This window comes from Novosphingobium sp. KA1 (genome assembly GCF_017309955.1).
Lineage (GTDB): Bacteria > Pseudomonadota > Alphaproteobacteria > Sphingomonadales > Sphingomonadaceae > Novosphingobium.
Genome location: NZ_CP021248.1, coordinates 667523 through 688954 on the forward strand (window position 1 = coordinate 667523; position 21432 = coordinate 688954).

At 62.1% G+C, this 21432-nt stretch carries 18 protein-coding genes and 1 pseudogene; 12 read left to right on the top strand and 7 right to left on the bottom strand.

The window, feature by feature from the left end; all coding sequences use genetic code 11:
• Positions 1-98: 98 nt before the first annotated feature.
• Positions 99-1124 carry a DNA topoisomerase IB gene (locus CA833_RS20950; protein WP_207081045.1) on the bottom strand — a complete coding sequence of 342 codons (1026 nt, stop codon included), beginning with the start codon at positions 1122-1124 and terminating at the stop codon, positions 99-101.
• Positions 1125-1359: 235 nt separating this feature from the next.
• Between CA833_RS20950 and CA833_RS20955 the strand changes: the two genes are divergently transcribed.
• From CA833_RS20955 to CA833_RS20990, 8 genes and pseudogenes are all read left to right on the top strand, one after another.
• Entirely contained in the window at positions 1360-1575 is a 216-nt protein-coding gene (locus tag CA833_RS20955; protein ID WP_207081046.1) for a DUF6203 family protein, read from the top strand.
• A gap of 85 nt (positions 1576-1660) precedes the next feature.
• On the top strand, positions 1661-2275 hold the full coding sequence (locus CA833_RS20960; RefSeq protein WP_207081047.1) for a hemerythrin domain-containing protein: 615 nt from the start codon (positions 1661-1663) through the stop codon (positions 2273-2275).
• Positions 2276-2621: 346 nt separating this feature from the next.
• Positions 2622-3115, top strand: a pseudogene (locus CA833_RS20965) (2Fe-2S iron-sulfur cluster-binding protein).
• Positions 3112-4062, top strand: coding sequence for a xanthine dehydrogenase family protein subunit M (locus CA833_RS20970; RefSeq protein ID WP_207081048.1), 951 nt, complete (start codon positions 3112-3114; stop codon positions 4060-4062). The pseudogene CA833_RS20965 and the gene CA833_RS20970 overlap by 4 nt, the downstream one beginning before the upstream one ends.
• Positions 4059-6257, top strand: a complete 2199-nt coding sequence (paoC, locus tag CA833_RS20975; RefSeq protein WP_207081049.1) for an aldehyde oxidoreductase molybdenum-binding subunit PaoC — start codon at positions 4059-4061, stop codon at positions 6255-6257. The genes CA833_RS20970 and paoC overlap by 4 nt, the downstream gene beginning before the upstream one ends.
• A gap of 60 nt (positions 6258-6317) precedes the next feature.
• Positions 6318-7193, top strand: coding sequence for a Ku protein (locus tag CA833_RS20980; RefSeq protein WP_207081050.1), 876 nt, complete (start codon positions 6318-6320; stop codon positions 7191-7193).
• A gap of 3 nt (positions 7194-7196) precedes the next feature.
• Complete coding sequence (gene ligD / locus CA833_RS20985) at positions 7197-9713, top strand: DNA ligase D (protein WP_207081051.1); 2517 nt, start codon at positions 7197-7199, stop codon at positions 9711-9713.
• A gap of 186 nt (positions 9714-9899) precedes the next feature.
• A complete protein-coding gene (locus CA833_RS20990) occupies positions 9900-10751 on the top strand; it encodes an SDR family oxidoreductase (protein ID WP_207081052.1) in 852 nt (283 codons plus the stop codon).
• A 44-nt stretch (positions 10752-10795) separates the two neighbouring features.
• Here the strand turns inward: CA833_RS20990 and CA833_RS20995 are convergent, their stop codons facing one another.
• On the bottom strand, positions 10796-12031 hold the full coding sequence (locus tag CA833_RS20995) for an FAD-binding oxidoreductase (RefSeq protein ID WP_207081053.1): 1236 nt from the start codon (positions 12029-12031) through the stop codon (positions 10796-10798).
• Between the two features lie 484 nt (positions 12032-12515).
• On the bottom strand, positions 12516-13640 hold the full coding sequence (locus tag CA833_RS21000; RefSeq protein WP_207081054.1) for a mechanosensitive ion channel family protein: 1125 nt from the start codon (positions 13638-13640) through the stop codon (positions 12516-12518).
• A gap of 66 nt (positions 13641-13706) precedes the next feature.
• Between CA833_RS21000 and CA833_RS21005 the strand changes: the two genes are divergently transcribed.
• Complete coding sequence (locus tag CA833_RS21005) at positions 13707-13907, top strand: helix-hairpin-helix domain-containing protein (RefSeq protein ID WP_207081055.1); 201 nt, start codon at positions 13707-13709, stop codon at positions 13905-13907.
• A 49-nt stretch (positions 13908-13956) separates the two neighbouring features.
• On the opposite strand, the gene CA833_RS21010 is transcribed toward CA833_RS21005, so the two are convergent.
• The 3 genes from CA833_RS21010 to CA833_RS21020 all read right to left on the bottom strand — a co-directional run bounded on the left by CA833_RS21010 (position 13957) and on the right by CA833_RS21020 (position 16609).
• Positions 13957-14274, bottom strand: coding sequence for a low affinity iron permease family protein (locus CA833_RS21010; protein ID WP_207081056.1), 318 nt, complete (start codon positions 14272-14274; stop codon positions 13957-13959).
• 880 nt (positions 14275-15154) lie between these two features.
• Positions 15155-15418, bottom strand: coding sequence for a hypothetical protein (locus CA833_RS21015; RefSeq protein WP_207081057.1), 264 nt, complete (start codon positions 15416-15418; stop codon positions 15155-15157).
• 249 nt (positions 15419-15667) lie between these two features.
• Positions 15668-16609, bottom strand: a complete 942-nt coding sequence (locus CA833_RS21020) for an IS110 family transposase (protein ID WP_207077948.1) — start codon at positions 16607-16609, stop codon at positions 15668-15670.
• 297 nt (positions 16610-16906) lie between these two features.
• Here CA833_RS21020 and CA833_RS21025 point away from each other — a divergent pair.
• Together CA833_RS21025 and CA833_RS21030 are read left to right on the top strand one after the other, a co-directional pair.
• A protein-coding gene (locus CA833_RS21025; protein ID WP_103727307.1) for an IS630 family transposase occupies positions 16907-17853 on the top strand; the annotation gives its coding sequence in 2 pieces (ribosomal slippage) (positions 16907-17243 and positions 17243-17853; 948 coding nt in all).
• Between the two features lie 218 nt (positions 17854-18071).
• Positions 18072-19013 (top strand): IS110 family transposase, encoded by a 942-nt coding sequence (locus CA833_RS21030; RefSeq protein ID WP_207077948.1) that lies wholly within the window; start codon positions 18072-18074, stop codon positions 19011-19013.
• 386 nt (positions 19014-19399) lie between these two features.
• On the opposite strand, the gene CA833_RS21035 is transcribed toward CA833_RS21030, so the two are convergent.
• Positions 19400-19615 (bottom strand): hypothetical protein, encoded by a 216-nt coding sequence (locus CA833_RS21035; protein WP_207081058.1) that lies wholly within the window; start codon positions 19613-19615, stop codon positions 19400-19402.
• A 779-nt stretch (positions 19616-20394) separates the two neighbouring features.
• Here CA833_RS21035 and CA833_RS21040 point away from each other — a divergent pair.
• Positions 20395-21396, top strand: a complete 1002-nt coding sequence (locus CA833_RS21040) for a BON domain-containing protein (RefSeq protein WP_207081059.1) — start codon at positions 20395-20397, stop codon at positions 21394-21396.
• The last annotated feature ends 36 nt before the right edge of the window (positions 21397-21432 follow it).

A 21432-nucleotide genomic window follows, 5' to 3' on the forward strand; every position in this document is an offset into this window, starting at 1 on the left:
TGCTGGGCATTCGTCCGGGGGCGAAGTGCGTGCCGGGGCGCTGTTCTCAATGCTGGAGCGCAAGCACCGGTATGGATATCGTGCGTCGAGCGGAACGCTTATTCTGCGGACAGATAAGCGATCAATCCCCGCTCCTCACGGCTGAGCCACTTGCTGCGCCGCGGCAGCGGACAGCCGAGCAACTGCCCGGGATCGGTGCGGGCTTGCTCGACGAGGCGGGGATGGATGTATGCCTTGCGCGCCACGGCAGGTGTATTGCACAAATGCGCGGAGACATGGGCGAGCATCGCCTTCAGCGTCCGCGCGTTGCCATCGTCTTCGCGCAGCCATGCAAAAGCCAGTACATTCGCCCGCCAGGTTCGGAAGTCCTTGGCGGTGAACTGTGCTCCCGCGATAGCATGGATGTAGTCGTTGACATGGGAAGACGTCATCGCGTGGTATTCCCCGTCCTCGCCTTCGTACTGGAACAATGTCTGCCCTGGCAGGTCCAGTACCTGTTTGACGAAGCGCAGAAGCCCCCGGTCGCTGACAGTCATGTCGCAGGTCTTGCCTGACTTCGCCTTGAACCGCAGGTGCAGAACATCCTTCTTCAGGCGAACATGACGACGGCGCAGGGTTGTCGCGCCAAAACTCCCGTTCTTTTGCGCGTAGCAGTCGTTTCCCACGCGCACGCGCCCGGTATCGAGGAGGCGGATGATCGACGCGACCGCGCGTGACTGCGTGAGTTTGCGCCTGCGCAGTTCCCGTTCAACCTCCGCGCGGATAGCAGGCAATGCCATCCCGAAGGCGGCGCAATTGGCAAACTTGCGCTTGTCGCGGTGCGCCGAGAACAGGGGGTGGTATCTATACTGCCGGCGGCCTGCCGCATCTGTTCCGGTGGCCAGGATGTGGGCGTCGGGATCGGGAGCATACCAGGCATCTTCATAGGCCGGAGGTAGGGCGATCGCATCGAGCCGCGCCACGATCTGTGGGTTCCGGATGCGTTTCCCGTCGCAGTCGAGGTAGGCAAATCCGCGCTTGAGCGGGCGCCTGGAGTAACCGGGCTGCGATGGATCGACGTGGACGAGCGCTGGCGGCCGGGTTGTTTCCTTCGCTTCCAGTCGGTCATCGGCAACGGCGAGCATCGCGGGGCCTTTCCGTTGTTGCAGTCGGGGAGGATTTTTCCGGCTTGAACGGAACAATCGCCTGGGACAGGCACAGGTTCCCGATCGGCTTTGCCTGTCCGGCGGTGGCATAAACCTTTCGGGCGCGCCAATGGCGGCGGGAGACTGACATCTCGGCGATGATGTCATGGGCCGGGGCAGGGAAGGGGAACCCAACGGGAGAACCCGGGTTTCAATAGGCGAAAGGGATTTCGCCATGATCGGAAAAATAGTCGCAGCCGCCATCGGCAGCAAGATTGCACAAGGCACACCGCACCTCGGCCGGCCAGGCGGCGCGGCGCTTGGCATTGTTACGACATCGGTGCTTCGGCGTCTGGGGCCGCTTGGAATTGCAGCATTGGCGGGCGGATGGCTTTTGTCGCGCGAACGCGACAAGCGAGCTCGTCAAAGCGCCTCGGCGCGCCGCGACTGAGGTCAAGCGCTGGATGTCCCGTCACATGGATGCCGGAGCGTAAGGTGCCCTGACGCTCCGGCAACAATCTAAGGAGCGAAGACACATGGCAGGCAAGTCGCAGAGCAAACCTCTCCCTCCCTCACAGGCCAAAGCCAGCGCGGTCGCCAAGGCCAAGGCCATTGCCCCCGATGTGCCCGCGCGGATTGGCCAGACGCCGGAAACCGATCTGCGCGGATTGCCCGACGTGTTTGGCCGCCTTGTCGAGGATCATGACCGCCACCGTGCGCTCCTGGCGATGATCGAGGCCACTGACGGTGCGAGCGAGGAACGCCATGCGCTGTTCGAGGAACTCGTGCGGGAATTGAAATCCCATGCCGCAGCCGAGGAACAGGCGCTCTGGTCGACGGTGCTGCGTAATCCCGAAACTACCGAATTCGCACGGCACGCGGTTGCCGAGCATAAGGAGATCGACAAAATGCTCGATGACCTGGCTGCACGCGACATGGGCAAGCCCAAGTGGATGGAACGGTTCGCGGACCTCAAGGAGGAATATCTGCACCATATCCGCGAGGAAGAGCAGGAACAGTTCACCGAAAGTGCGGCGATACTCTCCGATGCCGATCGCAGACACATGCGCAGCGTGTTCGAGCGGCGGAAGAAAGAAGAAAAAGCATCAGCCGCTTTGACGCCGAAGCTGAAAATCAAGTCAATTGCATGAGTGCTTGAAGGGCAAGGAGGGCTGCCGGTTCCTGGTATTGATGAACGGGCGTCACCATAGCATGCCATTTCACGTGGTGCCGAAATGCCGTGCAATGCGTTACCATCGCCAAGGGGCGAACTCTTTCGTCCCGGTGCGACAAGGACGGCCAATGAGCGAAGCGTCTAGCGAAGCCTCGAGCGGAACGGGATATTTCGAGGTAACCAGGCGAGCGGTTCTGGCGGGCGGCGCGGCCAGCGTCGGTATTTCCGCCATCCCGTCCGCCTCGGAAGGAGCGGCATCCATGACACAGCAGCCCCCGACGATGGCGCTTTCTCTCAAGGTCAACGGCAAAGCGCAGGCACTCATGCTCGATACGCGCACGACGCTGCTCGACGCGCTGCGCGATCATATCGGCCTGATGGGTACCAAGAAGGGCTGCGACCATGGGCAGTGCGGTGCCTGCACGGTGCTGATGAACGGCATTCGCATCAATTCCTGCCTCAGCCTTGCCGTGATGCACGAAGGCGATGCCGTGACGACGATCGAAGGGCTTGGCACGCCGGAGGACCTGCACCCGATGCAGGCGGCTTTCATCAGGCATGACGGCTTCCAGTGCGGCTATTGCACCCCGGGACAGATCTGCTGGCGGTGGCGGTGCTGGAAGAGATCAGGGCGGGGATTCCCAGCCACGTCCAGGGCGACGTCGGCGGCGACCCCGAGATGACCGTGCTCGAAATGCGCGAGCGGATGAGCGGCAATCTCTGCCGCTGCGGCGCCTACTCGAACATCGCGGAGGCCATGGCGGAAGTCGCCGGTGTCCGGATCGCGGAAACCCACGATGCGGAGGTTCGGGCATGAAGGCCTTCACTTACGAGCGCGCGAAGACCTCGGCTGCGGCCGCCGCTGCCGTCGCCGCGAACAAGGGCGCCAAGTTCATCGCTGGGGGCACCAACCTGCTCGACCTGATGAAGCTGGAGATCGAGACGCCGACGCATCTGGTCGACGTGCAGGACCTCGGGCTGGACCGGATCGAGGCGACGAAGGAGGGCGGCCTGCGCATCGGCACGCTCGTCAGCAATACGGCGCTGGCGGCGGATTCTCGGGTGCGGAAGGACTATGGCGTGCTCACCCGCGCCATTGTTGCGGGCGCTTCGGGGCAATTGCGCAACAAGGCCACGACCGGCGGCAACCTGCTCCAGCGCACCCACTGCCCTTATTTCTACGACACCAACCAGGCCTGCAACAAGCGCAAGCCCGGCTCCGGCTGCGCCGCGATCGGCGGGTTCAGCCGCCCGCTCGGGGTGATCGGCACCAGCGATGCCTGTATCGCCACCCATCCCAGCGACATGGCGATTGCCCTGCGCGTGCTGGATGCGGCGGTCGAGACGGTCGATGCTTCGGGCAAGACCCGCAGCGTGCCGATCGGCGAATTCCACCGCCTGCCGGGGGATACCCCGCATCTGGAGAACGTGCTCCAGCCCGGCGAGCTGATTACCGCCGTTACCCTGCCCAAGCCCTTGGGCGGACGGCATTTCTACCACAAGGTGCGCGACCGGGCCTCCTATGCTTTCGCGCTCGTCTCGGTGGCAGCGGTGCTCAACGAGGACGGCAGCGGCAGGGTGGCTTTCGGCGGTGTCGCGCCGAAGCCGTGGCGGGTCGAGGCGGCGGATGCGCAGCTTCGGAACGGCGCCGGGGCAACGGCGAAGACGGCTTTCGCCGAAGCGCGGCCCACCCATGAGAACGCCTTCAAGGTGACGCTGGCCGAACGCACGCTGGCGGCGCTGATCGCGGAGAACCGGGCATGAAGTTCGACACGCCTGCGGGCACCAATCCCATCGACGCGATGAAGGTCATCGGCCAGGCGGTCGACCGCGTGGACGGCAAGCTCAAGACCACCGGACAGGCGCCCTACGCCTATGAGCACGGCGAGGTTCTGGCCAAGCCCGCCTACGGCTATGTGATCGGCGCCGGGATCGCCAAGGGGCGCATCGCCTCGTTCAATGCCGAGGACGCGCGGCGGATGCCGGGGGGGCTGGCGATCGTCTCGGCGGAGAACGCGCCGCCGCTCGGCAAGGGCAACATGAACACCGCCAAGCTGCTCGGCGGGCCGAACGTCGATCACTATCACCAGGCCCTCGCCGTGGTGGTCGCGGAGAGCTTCGAGCAGGCGCGTAGCGCTGCCAATGCAGTGCGGATCACTTATGACCGCGCGCAGGGGCGTTTCGATCTCGCGAAGGCGAAGCCGAGCGCGCAACCGCTCACCGGCAATGATGCCGATACGCATACGGGGGATTTCGCAGGGGCCTTTGCATCCGCTCCGGTGCAGGTGGACCAGACTTACACCACGCCCGACCAGAACCACGCGATGATGGAGCCTTTCGCCACGATTGCCTGGTGGGAAGGGGACGCCCTGTCGGTCTGGACCTCGAACCAGATGATCGCCTGGAACAAGCGCGAACTGGCCACGACGCTCCAGATGCCGCCGGAGAAAGTCCACGTCCGCTCGCCGTTCATCGGCGGAGGATTCGGCGGCAAGCTGTTCCTGCGCGCCGACGCGGTGATGGCGGCGTTGGGGGCCAAGGCCTGCGGCAGGCCGGTCAAGATCGCGATGCCGCGCCCGCTCATGCTTAACAATGCGACGCACCGCCCGGCAACGATCCAGCGCATTCGTCTGGGCGCGACGAAGGACGGCAAGCTTACCGCGATCGGTCACGAAAGCTGGTCGGGCGACTTGCCCGGCGGCGGGCCGGAATCGGCGACGCAGCAGACGAAGCTGCTCTATGCCGGGGCCAATCGCCTGACCGCGCTGCGGCTGGCCGAACTCGACTTGCCCGAAGCCAATGCCATGCGCGCCCCGGGCGAGGCGCCGGGGCTGATGGCGCTGGAGATCGCCATCGACGAGATGGCCGAGAAGCTGGCGATGGACCCGGTGAAGTTCCGCGTGCTCAACGACACCCAGGTCGATCCCGAGAACCCCGAGCGCCCGTTCTCGCAGCGGAACTTCGTGCGCTGTCTTGAGGACGGCGCAAAGCGGTTCGGCTGGAACCGGCGCAGTGCCAAGCCTGCGCAAGTGCGCGAGGGGCGCTGGCTGATCGGCATGGGCGTCGCGGCGGCATTCCGTAACAACCTCAACATGACCTCGGCGGCGCGGGTGCGGCTGGCGGGTGACGGCACGGTCACGGTCGAGACCGACATGACCGATATCGGCACCGGCTCCTACACGATCATAGCCCAGACGGCGGCGGAGATGATGGGCCTTCCGGTCGAGAAAGTGCGCGTGAAGCTGGGCGATTCGTCGTTCCCGGTCTCGGCGGGCTCGGGCGGGCAATGGGGTGCCAACAGCGCGACTTCGGGCGTCTATGCGGCCTGCGCCAAGCTGCGCGACATGGCGGCCGAGCGCCTCGGCATGGACCCGGCGGGCGCGCAGTTCGTTGACGGCGAGGTCCGCGCGGGCAACCGTTCTGCGGCCCTGGCCGAAGCGGCGAAGTCCGGCGAACTCGTCGCCGAAGAGACGATGCAGTGGGGCGATCTCGGCAAGAAATTCCAGCAATCGACGTTCGGCGCGCATTTCGTCGAGGCGGCGGTCGATTCCTATACCGGCGAGACGCGGGTGCGGCGCATGCTGGCGGTCTGCGCCGCCGGGCGCATCCTCAATCCCAAGACCGCGCGCAGCCAGGTGATCGGGGCGATGACCATGGGTGTCGGCGGCGCGCTGATGGAGGAACTCGCTGTCGACAAGCGCTTCGGCTTTTTCGTCAACCACGACCTCGCCGGCTACGAAGTGCCGGTACATGCCGACATTCCGCACCAGGAAGTGGTGTTCCTCGACGAGGCCGACGACATGGTCTCGCCGATGAAGGCCAAGGGCGTGGGGGAACTGGGCCTTTGCGGCGTCGGCGCGGCGGTTGCCAACGCGGTCTACAATGCCACGGGCGTGCGTGTGCGCGACTATCCGATCACTCTCGACAAGTATCTTGCGAGGCTGCCGGAGATTGCCTGAGGACGGCGGGAACTTACCTTGTCCTGATATGCTTCTCTCTCTGCGAGAAAGGAGCTTTTCATGCCCGCACGCGCATACTGGAAGGGCCAGATTCGCCTGGCGCTCGTGTCGATCCCGATCGAGGTCTATCCGGCCACGAAGTCCGGTGCAGCCATTTCGTTTCACCAGATCCACGAACCCAGCGGAAAGCGGATTCGGTATGAGAAGGTTGCCCCGGGTGTCGGCCCCGTCGACCGGGACGAGATCATCAAGGGCTTCGAGATATCCCGCGGCAATTATGTCCTGCTGGACGAACAAGAGATCGAAGCCGTCAAGATCGAAAGCCGCAAGACGCTTGAACTCGTCCAGTTCGTCGAAGCTGACGAAATCGATGTGCTCTATTACGAAAAGCCATATTTCGTGGTGCCTGCCGACGATCTGGCGGAAGAGGCCTACACCGTGCTGCGCGAGGCATTGCGCAAGGCGCGCAAGGTCGGGCTCGGGCAACTGGCCGTGCGTGGACGCGAGCAACTCGTTTCGATCAAGCCGTGCGGTCGGGGGCTCGTCATGGAGGTACTGCGCTATGCCGACGAGGTGCAGAAGGCGCAGGGATACTTTCGGGACATAGAAGATACAAAACCCGATGCCGATCTTCTCGATCTTGCGACGACCCTGATCGACAAGAAAACCGCGCCCTTCAAGCCGGCCGAATTTCATGATCGCTATGTCGATGCGCTCCATCGCCTGATCGACAAGAAGGCCAGGTCGAAAAGCAACACGCGCATCCTGGAAGATGTCGATGAACCTATCCCTGGCAAGGGGAACGTCATCGACCTGATGGCGGCGCTGAGAAAGTCGGTCGGTGCCAAGGCCGACGTAACGCCGCCGCGATCGCGCAGGGCTGCGGCAAAGGAGAAACCGCCTGCGCCGGGTACGGGCCGCAGAAAGCGGGCCTGAGCCATGAGCAAGAGGCCGCCCGCCGCCGATATTCTCGCGGAGTACAACCGCAAGCGCGACTTTGCGAAGACTGCCGAACCTGCAGGGACGCTGGGAAAACAAGGCGGCAACAGCTTTGTGGTCCAGAAACATGCGGCGATGCGATTGCACTGGGATTTCAGGCTGGAGGTAGGCGGAGTGCTGAAATCCTGGGCGGTGACGAAGGGGCCCAGCACTGATCCTGATGACAAGCGGCTCGCCGTGCGGACAGAGGACCATCCGCTATCTTACGGCGAGTTCGAGGGCGGAATTCCCGAAGGCGAGTACGGCGGCGGGACCGTAATGCTCTGGGACCGCGGCACATGGGCGCCGATTGCGGGCAAGAGCACGAAGGATCTTGATGAGGGTCACCTTCATTTCATTCTCGAGGGAGAAAGGATGAAGGGGGAATGGTTGCTGGTCCGCATGAAGCCCAGGCCCGGTGAGAAGCGCGAAAACTGGCTCCTGCGCAAGGTGATGGATGCTTATGCCCATGAGGGGCATGGTCTTGTCGACCAAGCCCTCACCAGCGTGCTGACGGGCCGTACGATGGCACAGATCGAGGCGGACAGGGGAGGGAGCCATTCGCTGAAGGGAAAGAGCGGCAAGGCCTTCACGCAGATCATGGAACAGGCGGCCAAGCGCAATGCACGCCAGATTACGCAGCGAGGCAGGATTTCGGGGCATCCGCCGAAGTTCCGACCGGTCCAGCTCGCCACCTTGGTTGATACCGTGCCGACAGGGAACCTTTGGATGCACGAGATCAAGTTCGATGGCTACCGCGCGCTCGTTGCCGCCTCCGGTGACCAGGTGCTTGTCCATACCCGCAGCGGTCTCGACTGGACGGACAAGTTCGCACCGCTCGCGGCGCATATCGGTGCGCTCGGCTTGCCTGCCTGTTTGATCGACGGAGAGATCATTGCGCGCGGCCAGGACGGGAATCCCGATTTTTCCAGTCTCCAGGCTGTTTTGAGGCGCGGCAAGGGCGGCCAGACAGACAAGGATGCACTTGAATTCCACGCCTTCGACCTGATCGAGGTCTCCGGCGAGGACTTGGCGGATTTGCCGAACATCGAACGCAAGGAGCGCCTCGAAGCGCTGCTGAGCGAGGCGCAGGCGCCGATTTTCGTTGCCGACCATATCATCGGCGCCGGCGAAAAGCTGTTCCAGGCCATGTGCGGCGCGGGGCAGGAAGGGGTCATCGCCAAGCGGGTCGATGCGCCCTATCGAGGTACGCGATCAAGGAACTGGGTCAAAGTGAAGTGTACCCGGCGCCAGGAATTCGTGATTGTCGGCTGGACGAAATCCATCGCCAGAGGCAGAGACTTCTCATCGCTCCTGTTGGCGCAATATGTAGGCAAGTCGCTTGTCTATCGCGGAAAAGTGGGAACCGGGTTCGATGCGGCCAGCCAGGCGGACCTGGCAGCACGACTGGATAAGATAAGCCGCAAATCCCCGCCACTTGCAGTCGGCGGCGCTGATGCACGCGGTGTGAATTGGGTCACTCCCAAACTGGTGGTTGAAGTGGCTTTTGCCGAACTTACCCAGGAAGGCCGGGTGCGCCATGGCAGCTTCGTGGGGATGAGGGCCGACAAAGAGGCCAGTGCTGTCACGGGGGAAAGAGCACAAGCTGCGCCGATGCAGGAGAGCGCCGTGAAGATCAGCAACAGGAGCCGGGTGCTCTTTCCCGAGGGCGGTGAAACCAAGGGAGATCTGGCCGACTACTATCTCGATGTTGCGCCCTTGATGTTGCCGTATACCGCCTGCCGTCCGCTCAGCCTTGTGCGATGCCCGCAGGGACGCGCCAAGAAGTGCTTTTTCCAGAAACATGACAGCGGCACTTTCGGCGACCATGTCCATCATGTCCCGATCCGCGAGAAGGACGGGGGGCTGGAAGACTATCTCTATATCGACGATGCCGAGGGACTGATCTCCTGCGTGCAGATGGGTACTCTCGAGTTTCATGGCTGGGGCGCGCGCGCAGATGCCGTGGATTTGCCGGATCGCTTGATCTTTGACCTCGATCCGGATGAAGGGTTGGAGTTCAGGCAGTGCATTCGCGCCGCCGGAGATATTCGGGCAAGGCTGGCGGATCTCGGGCTGGTCACGTTTGCAATGCTGTCGGGCGGCAAAGGTATTCATGTCGTTGTCCCTCTCAAACGAGGGCACGACTGGGAAACGCACAAGGACTTTGCCCATCGTTTCGCCGAGGCCATGAGCCTCTCGCAGCCCGAGCGCTATGTGGCGACAATGAGCAAGGCCAAGCGCAAGGGGCGCATTTTCATCGACTGGCTACGCAACCAGCGCGGTGCCACTGCGGTGCTTCCATACTCGGTTCGTGCCCGCGAAGGGGCACCGGTCGCGATACCGGTGTCGTGGGAGGAGCTGGCGACGATGCGGGATGCGCATCCCTATTCGATCAGGGATGCGGCTGTTCTGCTTGAACGGGCGCAGGGCCTTCGCGGTTGGGGCTTTGCCGAACAGGTTTTGCCGGCCTTGTAATCGGTACCGAGAGGGATTTCGCAGCGGAGCGGGCCATCGCGGTTGCGCCGGTGAGACGCTCCATCGTTGCATGGAGCGCGAGAGTACCCCCTTCAGTGCCATCAGTCGCACCGATGCTGCGCTAGGCCGAGCCCCGGGCGACAACCATTCCTGCCGGCTGGCGGTTACCTCATGGAGGAGAAGACGATGAACCAGACCGCACCGATGATCCACGAGGACGCCTTGCCCGGCCACGAAAGCGGATTGGAGCCAAGGCCCGAGTGGCAGCCGCGCTATCCCGGTGCGGGACGCTTGCAGGATAAGGTCGCCATCGTGACCGGCGCCGACAGCGGCATTGGCCGGGCGGTAGCGGCGCTCTTTGCCCGGGAAGGTGCGGACATCGCCATCGTATACCTGCTCGAGGACGCGGATGCGCAGGAGACCAGGCGGATTGTCGAGAGCGAAGGCCGGCAGGCCATTACCATCCGCGCCGACGTTGGCTCACGCGCCGCATGCGACGAGGTCGTCGAGGAAACGCTTCAGGCTTTCGGCCGCGTCGACATCGTCATCAACAATGCCGGTGAACAGCATCCGGACAAGGATATCACCGACATTTCCGAGGAGCAGCTTCGCCGCACGTTCCAGACCAACATTTTCAGCATGTTCTTCCTGGTACAGGCAGCCAGGCCCCACCTGAAGCCCGGCGCGGCGATCGTCAATTGCACCAGCGTGACGATGTACAAGGGGAGCAAGGAGCTCCTGGACTACAGCTCAACCAAAGGAGCGATCACTGCCTTCACGAGATCCCTCTCGGAAAATCTCGTGGCGGATGGGATCCGGGTAAATGCGGTCGCTCCCGGTCCCATCTGGACGCCGCTCAATCCGTGCGGCGGCGCCAGCAAGGAAAAGCTGGAGCACTTCGGTGAAAATACGCCGATGGGGCGTCCTGGACAACCGAACGAGGTGGCCCCCTCGTTCCTCTTCCTCGCATGCGAAGATGCCAGCTACATGAGCGGGCAGGTGCTTCATCCAAACGGCGGGGTCATCGTGAACGGCTGACGGCCCTCTCGTTAGGGGGCGTCCTTCGATCGCGGTCCCGGTTTTCAGGCCTCGAAGCGATAAGGATCAAAGCATTCGGCATCATCATCGGGCGTGCCGCAGATGGCGGCAGCAAGCAGTTCCGCGGCGAGTGCCGCAAATGCAATGCCATTGCCTCCGAAGCCCGAGGCTAACCATAGATGATCCATGCCTCTTGCCGCGCCGATCGCGGGGAGGCCGTCGGGCGAATTCCCGAAAGTGGCGGCCCATGCCCGGTCCCAGGCGATGCTCTCTTGTCCCAGCGCCTTGGCCAGCCTGGCGGATATCGCTCCTGCTTTCGCTGCCAGAAGCTCGTCCCGCGTGTCCGCATCGGCGAGTTCCACGTCCTCGCCTCCGGCAATGATCCTTCCTTCCGGGCCAACCCGCACGTAGAGGTAGGGATCGCTTGCTTCCCAGATCATCGCGCGCTCGTTCCAAAGAGGAACGGCATGCGGCGGCGTCGCGATCGCGAAGGTCGAGAGGAGGGAAAATGCCTCCGGCAGGAAGAGCCGCGCCCTTTCGTAACCGGTGGCGAGGATCACATCCCTGGCGGTAAAGCTGCGGCCATCGGAGCTCGCCAGTTCGATACCGTGAGCATTCGGATGAAGCGAGGCGATATCGATCGGATAGACCAGGCAGGCCTCTCGTGCCTGCGCGCGCGCCAGCAAGGCATGGCAAGTCCGAACAGGATCCATCGCAAACGTGCCCGACGAGACTATCCCTGCTCTTGGCGCGATGGCAAAACGTCCCGCGACTTGCGGCGCGGAAAGATACCGCGAAGGCAGTCCGTGTCTTCGGTGCAGCGCCGCTTCCTGCGCAAGCGCGCCGCCTTCAAGCAATTTGCCTTCGAGGTAGAGTGTCGGCACGTCTTGCTTGAGGTCTCCTCCAGCTTCATCGAGGCGCCGACCGAACCGCTCTACGGCGGCAAAGACACGCAGCCATCGTCTCGCCGCTTCTTTTTCGCCCAGTCTTTCCGAGAGAACGGCAAGCGGAACATCCATGGCCCACATCAGTTGGGCCGTGGAAGCTGCTGTGCTGCCGGTTCCCGGCACCCGGCGATCGCATATGGCAACGCTCCTGCCACTTGCAGCAAGGCGATCCGCCAGGATCGAGCCCATTATGCCGCTGCCAAGAATGGCGACGTCAACCGGCGCGGTGGGTATGCTGCCTGAGTTCGGCGCACGCCAATCGGTGGCTCGCCACGGAACGGTACCCGTCCTTAGGTCACGCGTTTCCGTAAGGGGGATGGCGGGGCTGCTCATTGTTCCTTTCCGAACAGTGCTCATTCGCGTGTTTTTGGCCGGCTGGTTGCTGCTGTCGCCGGCGTCGCAAGGATTGTTCCAGCAGTGCCCGAATGGTCAAAGATGACCAGTGCAATAGGCAAGCAGAAGAATAAGTGGGATCGGAACGCCGATCAGCCAGAGAACAGCGGAACGCATGGCATATCTCCATCTTATGTTCTGAATTTATCAAGCGATGGAGGGCGCGAAAGTTCCCTGTCTAGGCTGAGGTAATTCGACAGCACTACCGCATCCGTCCTTGCGACGAGGGAATTTATTCACGAGAGCACTATTCACTATTTGGAAAGTCTATGGGTTAAAAAGGGGGGCGATGGTCTGGCGCGCACAGAGGGGCGGGCCAACGACAGCCAACTTCGAGATGGCGGTATCGCACTGAAAGCATGCCGAGGCACCGGCTCCGCCTCGCAGCATAGCAACTGGCAGTGAATGCTGCGCGCGTGTGCAATCAAGCGGTGTCATTCGAGATTTTGACTTGTGCAGGGCAGGCAAAGCTGATCCCTTCATTGCGGAAGCTGGCCAGTATTCGCGAGCCAAGCCGGTCGCGAGCATCGGCTTGGAAGTCGCTCCCCTTGGATTCGAATTCCAGGTCGTAGGTGAGGCCATTGGTGCCAAACCCGTTGAGGCCACCGTGAATGAGCGTATGCCCTTCCTGTTCCACAATCTGCCTCAGCAATGTCGGCACCTTTAACAGGAGTTCGGGCGCAGTGTCGTAGCCAAGGCAAAAGTCGAACTTGAACCGGTTGCGTACTCGCCGGGTAGTGTTGAGGATTTCGAAATCCAGCAACTTTCGATTGGCAATGATACGTTCTTCGCCGGCTGCACCGCGCACACGGGTGGATTTCAAACCGATCTGTTCGACGGTGCCGCTGCTCTTGTCGTAGGAAATGCTGTCGCCAATCCTGAAAGGTCGGTCGAAGAGGATCGCCAAGGCTGCAAACAGGTCTGCGAATATGCCCTGGGCGGCCAGGCCTATGGCAATACCGCCAACGCCCAGGCCCGCGATCAAGCCGGTGACATTGACCCCAAGATTACCCAGTACCAGCACAAGCGCTACGGAGAAGAGCGCAATCGTGACAAGCAGCCTAATGATGCCAAGAGCGCTGACCAGCGCCTGACCGCCGTGATGCTGGTCTCTCGTACGCAGCTCGATCGCGCCGAAAATGATTTCCCGCAGCCATAGCGCGACCTGAAAAACCACGGCTATAGTAAACAGCGTGGCGATCGTTCCCGCCACCCGCGGCGGGGCGTCCGCATAGGCCATCACGAGGCGGACGGACAGGAGGATCATGAATATCTGCCCGGTCTTGCCAAGCGCGCTGCCGACAATTCCGTACCAATTTGCGGTTCCGGCTTCTCGGCGGCAAAGCTTCACGCCCCAGCGTCTTACCAGGTTCAGCAGCGCATAGGCAGCAACACCGATGCCGGCTGCCAGTGCGATCTGCAGCGAATGGGCCTGGACCCAAGTCGTCGCTTCGCTGGCAAGCGAGGCTGCATGGGCCTGGATGTCACCCTGGAATGGGCCATGGCCGGGCGCCGAGGGCACGGCAGTATGCGCGGAGTTTTCAGTCATCCCGGGATCAAACAGAACCGGCGCGCTTTGTTCCCCCCGATGCCATTTTTGCAGAGGAGGGCGGCGATGTCCGGATCCCAGCTGGTCGATATCAATACGGCAAGCCCCGCAGAGCTGGATGAGGTTCCTTGCCTGAAAGGTCACGGATTTGAAATTGTCCGCTACCGGGAAGAAAGAGGGCTGTTCAGCGATCTGCGGCAACTCGACGAGGTGCCTGGACTATCGGGAAAGGTTGATCCGTCGGCAAGGCTGACGGTTGGGGCTTGAGCATGTTCCCGGCCCGCAGCTTGCACCGAGAGCTTTGCCGTGGCCCTGCCTATTCCTGATCTCGGCGGCGATGCCGCTCGATCGTTTCCGGTTCCTCTTCATCTTCGTGTTCGAGCGAGGTTCTTGCCCGCGGATCATGACGTAGCAATTCGTCGAGTTTTGCATGGATGGCCTGGGTGTCGCGATGTTCCGCTCGCTGGATGAACAATGTCATCAGCCAGGTGGCAAGCGTGGCATAGCCATGCCAGTCCAGCGTATTTGGTTCGTAAATAGCCCAAGCGATCGTGTATAGCGCCACGACAAGAAAGGCCGCGGGCCGCGCCATGAGCACGCCGATCCTGGTAAGCGCGGTTCGGAACAAATCCATGTCGAACTCCCATACATTTGGTGGCGACGGCGCGGTATCCGGGGCTGGGATATCGCCCGGCGATGAGCCGGCTGTGCAGCTAGGAAACGCCGTTACTTGCTGGCGGGTTTCAGCGAGGCTTGCCCGGCATAAATCAGGGCCGTCAGCTGACTTGCAATGAGGAAAAGGCGTTGCCGCTCGGTGACGACAACGCCTTCCAACTGAGACCATTCAGAGGCGTCAGCCGATGGCTTGCGTAACCGCGGCCGGCCTCCCGGGCGAGAGGAAACCCTGGCAACAAGACCGCCTGTGCGCAAAATACGCTCGGTTGGCCAGTCTGCGCTCAAATGCAAAGGCCGCCCTCGCGGGCGGCCTTGATCTAGGTTGAGCTTGGTAGGGGGGGCACCAAGCTGGCCATCCGCTTCTGTGAGCAGCTCTGCAAGGAACGGGCGCCTGATATAATTGTTCCGTGCGCCTGGCCCGGTAGGCAAATTTTTCCTCGCCATTCATGCTGCTGGGCGCACATAACCTCGGGTCTGCCGCGCATCGCGGCCATTGTAACTCGGGGTTCATGTGCCGAGTGTCGTCTTGTCATCACGAAGCTTTTACCTCAGGCGGTCCTTTGCGCCGTAAACAAGCATGATCCTGATCGGCATGGCGTGACATGGGACGGAGTGCACTACGTCGGGCAGTGCAAGGCATGCGGCGCACCAGTCTATCGGGCCGGATCGAAACAGTGGCGCCGCCGGGCAGCGGGCCGAACGTAACCCTCCCGGCGTGCCGGCCGTCCTGCGCTGCAGGCTTGCCCGATACCCTGATCTGGCCAGGGCGGACGTATTGGCCAATGCCTTGCCCTTGCCCTCTCCCTTTTGCGAACCTGATGTCCTTTGATGACGTTCATTCATTGACCTTTTGTGCCGGGCGTCGGGGACTGCATGCCAGGTTGGTCGCGCGGGCTCGCATCGTTCTGCTCCACAGCCTGGCGTGTATCATTTATCCCGCCGGTTTCCTTGGGGGCCTGCGCGGCGCGGACGATCCAGAGCAGCGAAAGCGCCGCGACGGCCAGTACCAGGCTAATCAGAAGAACATAGCGCACTATACCCGGGGTGGTACCTGCGCGCGCTTCATCTTTTGCGAGATGCACTTCTTCGTTCCGGGTGTCCATTATACACACTCCCGTTGCTGAAAATCGCGGAATTGCTGTTGTCAAAGTTCAACGTTTCCGCGGGACGGTCGTTCCTTCCCGCTTCACCGCCGCCACTGGGCGCAAGGACGAAAGCAAAGCCGGGTTGCCGGTGCGTTCGAGACCCGGATTGCCATTCGGAATTGCAGGATCCCAAAGGCTGCTGCGCGGCATCTTGCCGATCACGCGGAGCGCAGAGCATGGGAATACAGTTTAGAGTATCCGTGATGATCAAGCCTGAGATTGCGCCCAGCATCTATCGGCTTTGAGCAGAGCGTTTGCGGTCACGACGAGTTTTCGCATGACGGCGGTGATGGCGATTTTGGCGGGCTTTCCTGCGGTGACGAGTTGTTGGTATTTTGCCTTGAGATCAGGGTTGTATCGGGCGGCGACGAGGGCCGGCATATAGAGGGCCTGCCTCACGTTGGCACGTCCGCCGCGGATGAAGCTTTTGCCTTTCCATTGTCCGGATTGCCGCGCGATCGGTGCAAGGCCGGCAAGGGACGCGGCCTGCTTGTTCTCAAGGCTGCCGAGTTCGGGCATGGTGGCGATGAGCTGGTTGGCGGTCAGCGTTCCCACACCCGCGATGCTGGTCAGTATCTGGTGTCGACGAGCGAGTACGGCATCGGCGGCGATCAGGTTGGAGATCTCGGCGTCGAGGGCCGCGATATGTCGATCGATCTGTTCGAGCCGCTGGCGACACTGGCGCTTGAGAAACGCGATGGTGAGATTTTTCTCACGATTTTTGAGCGCGGTGCGATCACGAACCAAGCCGTCTCGGGCATTGATGAGTTCCGCCATTTGGGTCTGCTGTGCGCTTCGAGCGGGTCTGACCGCTGGCTGCAAGGTTGCGGCCATACGAGCCAGCAGGATGGCGTCAATGCGATCAGTCTTGGCCAATGTGCCAGTCGCCTGGGCGAAGCGCCGGGCCCGTTCAGGGTTGAGCTTCACACAAGGCCAGTTGGTCAGCGCCGCCTCCAGTGCGCGATGATAGGTTCCGGTTGCCTCGTAGGCGATCCGTTCGATCGGCCATTGTCGCAGCCAGGCGATCAGCGCCTTGTGCCCCTTGGCGGTATTGGCAAACTGGCGCTCGGCGCCGACGGGGTAGGCATGGCAATCGAGGCTCGCTTTGGAGATGTCGATGCCGATTGTCTGTGGTAGATTGTCGCTCATCTTTTCCGCTGTCCCATGCTTGTCATCCGGGTCCAAAACCCCGGTATCCGTTCGGGCCTGATGGAAAAGAAAGGGGCGATCCTACTCTAACCCGGTCCCTTAACGACCGGCGGTTTCGCGATCCGTCCCCTTCCGCCCGGACCGGGGTGGCCACCCCGGTCCGGGCAATCCAGCATGGCCCAAACGGACGGTAATGTCATAAGACAAGCGGTTTCCACACGATCTGACTCGTCAGGGATTCCCTTCGCGGCGCCGTTGTGATTCAGCCTTCCTGCTGGTGGCAGGAGGCCAGCATGGATGGCACGAACGCTATCACAGGATCTTCGGGACCGAGTTGTCGCAGCGATTGATGGTGGGCTGAGTTGCCATGCGGCAGCGGCCCGCTTCGGGGTCAGCGTGTCGAGCGCGATCCGCTGGCGACGGCTTGCGTTGGAGCATGGCCGGGCCGTTGCCAAGCCGCGCGGCGGTGACCGGCATTCAGGTAAGATCGAAGCGCACGGCGGCTTCATTCGGGAACTGATCGCCGAGCAGGGCGACATGACCTTGGTCGAGGTTCAGGCGCGGCTGATCGAGCGTGGGGCCCCGGTCGGTATCGGCACGGTGCATCGCTTCTTCGTGCGTCACGGGATCACGCGCAAAAAAAGACCGGTCACGCGATCGAGCAGGACCGTCCCGACGTCCTGAGGCAACGGCAGCATTGGTTCGACGGCCAGATCGACCTCGAACCCGAACGCCTCGTCTTCATCGACGAGACGTGGACCGCCACCAACATGACCCGCAGCCATGGCCGCTGCCGGAAGGGCGAGCGGCTGCGGATGGGCTTCCCGCACGGCCACCGCAAGACCACCACGCTGGTCGCGGGCCTGCGCATGGATGGCATGGTCGCGCCGATGGTGCTGGACGGGCCGATCAACGGCGACTGGTTCGAAGCCTATGTCGCCCAGGTGCTGGTGCCCGAACTGCGTCCCGGCGACGTGGTCATCATGGACAACCTCTCGAGCCACAAACGGGCCGCCGTGAAGGAAAGGATCGAAGCTGCCGGCGCGACCCTGCGCTTCCTCCCGCCATACAGCCCGGACTTCAATCCAATCGAAAAGGCCTTCTCCCGGCTCAAGGCCATGCTCCGCAAGGCAGGAGAGCGCACCGTCAGCGGCCTGTGGGACCTGATCGGCAGGCTCGTCGATATCTTCAAGCCCGACGAATGTGCAAACTACTTCAAATCATGCGGCTATGAACCGGAATGAATGGAAACCGCTTGTCTTATGACATTACCGTCCGTTTGGGCCATGCTGGATTGCCCGGACCGGGGTGGCCACCCCGGTCCGGGCGGAAGGGGACGGATCGCGAAACCGCCGGTCGTTAAGGGACCGGGTTAGAGTAGGATCGCCCCTTTCTTTTCCATCAGGCCCGAACGGATACCGGGGTTTTGGACCCGGATGACAAGCATGGGACAGCGGAAAAGATGAGCGACAATCTACCACAGACAATCGGCATCGACATCTCCAAAGCGAGCCTCGATTGCCATGCCTACCCCGTCGGCGCCGAGCGCCAGTTTGCCAATACCGCCAAGGGGCACAAGGCGCTGATCGCCTGGCTGCGACAATGGCCGATCGAACGGATCGCCTACGAGGCAACCGGAACCTATCATCGCGCACTGGAGGCGGCGCTGACCAACTGGCCTTGTGTGAAGCTCAACCCTGAACGGGCCCGGCGCTTCGCCCAGGCGACTGGCACATTGGCCAAGACTGATCGCATTGACGCCATCCTGCTGGCTCGTATGGCCGCAACCTTGCAGCCAGCGGTCAGACCCGCTCGAAGCGCACAGCAGACCCAAATGGCGGAACTCATCAATGCCCGAGACGGCTTGGTTCGTGATCGCACCGCGCTCAAAAATCGTGAGAAAAATCTCACCATCGCGTTTCTCAAGCGCCAGTGTCGCCAGCGGCTCGAACAGATCGATCGACATATCGCGGCCCTCGACGCCGAGATCTCCAACCTGATCGCCGCCGATGCCGTACTCGCTCGTCGACACCAGATACTGACCAGCATCGCGGGTGTGGGAACGCTGACCGCCAACCAGCTCATCGCCACCATGCCCGAACTCGGCAGCCTTGAGAACAAGCAGGCCGCGTCCCTTGCCGGCCTTGCACCGATCGCGCGGCAATCCGGACAATGGAAAGGCAAAAGCTTCATCCGCGGCGGACGTGCCAACGTGAGGCAGGCCCTCTATATGCCGGCCCTCGTCGCCGCCCGATACAACCCTGATCTCAAGGCAAAATACCAACAACTCGTCACCGCAGGAAAGCCCGCCAAAATCGCCATCACCGCCGTCATGCGAAAACTCGTCGTGACCGCAAACGCTCTGCTCAAAGCCGATAGATGCTGGGCGCAATCTCAGGCTTGATCATCACGGATACTCTAATGGTCATGCTTCACTTAAAGGTGCGGAACGATGACAAAGCCAAAAACTGCCTATCCGCCTATTAGAAATGACGCACGCCATGAGAACGAACGGCAAGAATCTGATCCGGGTGCTCGCGTCGAGACCGACAAGAAAGCGCGCACCGCCGATGACCAGCGCCGCCTCGCCGCGAAAGAAAAGTCTCTCACGCGAACGGGCGAAGACAATCACCGAGACGGGGCACCCCGATAATCGAGTTGCCGCGAGCGGAGAAAGTACTGCTTGTTCGCCAATTCTCCCCATCTGCCTGGAGAAAGATGACGTGCGCAGGACAGATCCAGCACCGCTTTATACTGATCGACAATTGCATCGATCCGGGGCGATCCGCATCAGGGGGTGTGAGGCCGGCTTTCGCCCTGCTGAAATATTGACCAGAAACCACTCGGATCCGGTTCTGCCGAAAAAACGTAGATACCGTCGCGCAGCACGCTGGCGGTACCGCATTCGAGGCGATCGATAAGCGGCAGCACGGCGCTGACGTTGATCGCCAGGACATCAATAGGTGAACGGGATCGGTCGGCAGGCACGATTGTGAAGCGCTGCATGACAAGGCTCCTCATTATGGCGGGAGCACAACGTAGATCGGAGTCTCTCAGCCGCCAGCAGGCCAAGGTTGGGCTGGCGATGCGTGTTATGTACGCCTATCGACGCATGATCCCCAATTCAATTGGGCCGGATCGGATGAGATGGATTCCGCGTGCGCTCAATTGAAGTGTTCCGTGCACAACTGTTCGCAGGAAACTGATGCTCACAGGCAATGGTTGTTCGCGGCTGACGCATCGGCTCGCGTGCCGATTCTCCCTCTATCAGGGCCTGTCGACCGGAGATGAAGTCGGTGGCTGAAGGGGAAAGCGGCAATGCCGTGATCCGGCGAGACGGAGCGACATCCCAGCCGTCCTGAGTCATGGACGGGGCCATGAAGGCGGCCTTCCCCCTGCAACGATCACGACACCGCTGGTGGCTTTCCGGTGCCGGCAGGAATAACATCAGCCTCGGCCGCGTCACGGCGCGAACCGCAATGTCCCCTTCCGCAATTTCGAGCCGATTTTCCGAAGACGCGGATCGGGGCGTTTTGCTTTTCTCTCTGCTTTTCAGAGACGATGCGTCGGCCTGATCATCTCTGCCGAATCTCCGGGCAGTGTGCAGTTTTGCCCTGTTTTGCAGCGCGTAGAGCGCCAGGAAACTGCGATGAATGCGCGTGTCCGCGCGCCGGGCAGTGGATCGTTCGGCGCATGGCTCCGTTACATCTACAGCCGGCCGTAGTCCGAGCGTCGATGCGACTGGACCGGTTTCGGTACCTGAAAGAGCCATCAAGGAGAGCATCATGAACCGGCGAGATTCAAATCCCGACCGTCAGCAGTCTGGCGGATATCGCAATGAGCATTCCGACTGGGAATTACCCCGCCAGGCCAATCAATGGCAGGATGGCGCTCCGCGCCAGGCCGGGGGCGGAAACGATGAGGGGCGGTCTTCGTCACACGGCGGCGACGCATTTTCGCGTGGCCGGGCGCGAGATGACCAAGAAAATCGATATCGGCCTCGCGCAAGGGAGGATGCGGACTATCGCGGAAGTCGCGGTTATGACGAAGATCGTTATGGCAGCGATAATCGCGACCTCGCTCGCGCCGGGGGTTATCGCTTTTTGGGTGAACGCGGTGCCTATCCAGGCCGGGAGTACGACGCCAGCGGCGGCAATGATTTTGCCGATTTTACGAGCGAGGACTATGGCGGACGCGATTTCTACGCCCCCCACGGCAGTGCCGGCGCAGGCGGCCTGAGCCCCAGTTTCAGCTATCGCCCGACATTCGACACTTTTGGGCGGGGCCACTTCGACCTGGGCAGTGATCGGTCTCGCGGCGATCACAGTCGGCGCGACTACGGAAGCTGGCGGGAATACGGTGAAGAGCGCGGCTTTCTCCAGCGGGCTGGAGACGAAATTGCCAGCTGGTTTGGCGACGAGGACGCCGCCCGACGCCGCAAGCAGGATCACCGGGGGAGGGGGCCTTCGGACTATACCCGTTCCGATGAGCGCATTCGCGAAGATGTCAACGATCGGCTGACACAGGACTGGCGTGTCGATGCAACGAATATCCGGGTTGCCGCAAAGGACGGCGAGGTCACCCTGGACGGTACGGTTACTACCCGTCAGGACAAGCGGCGGGCGGAAGACCTGGCTGACGACGTGTCCGGGGTAAAGCACGTGCAGAACAACTTGCGCCTGGCAGGCGCGGCCAGTTGGACGGAAACCGGACAGGGCGGAGATGCACCGCCGACCGGTACATCGATTTCTCCACCGACGGGGGCGACGGCGGACCAGTCATCCTGAGCGAAACCAGTCGAGTGAGAATGGCCGGGCGCGCGC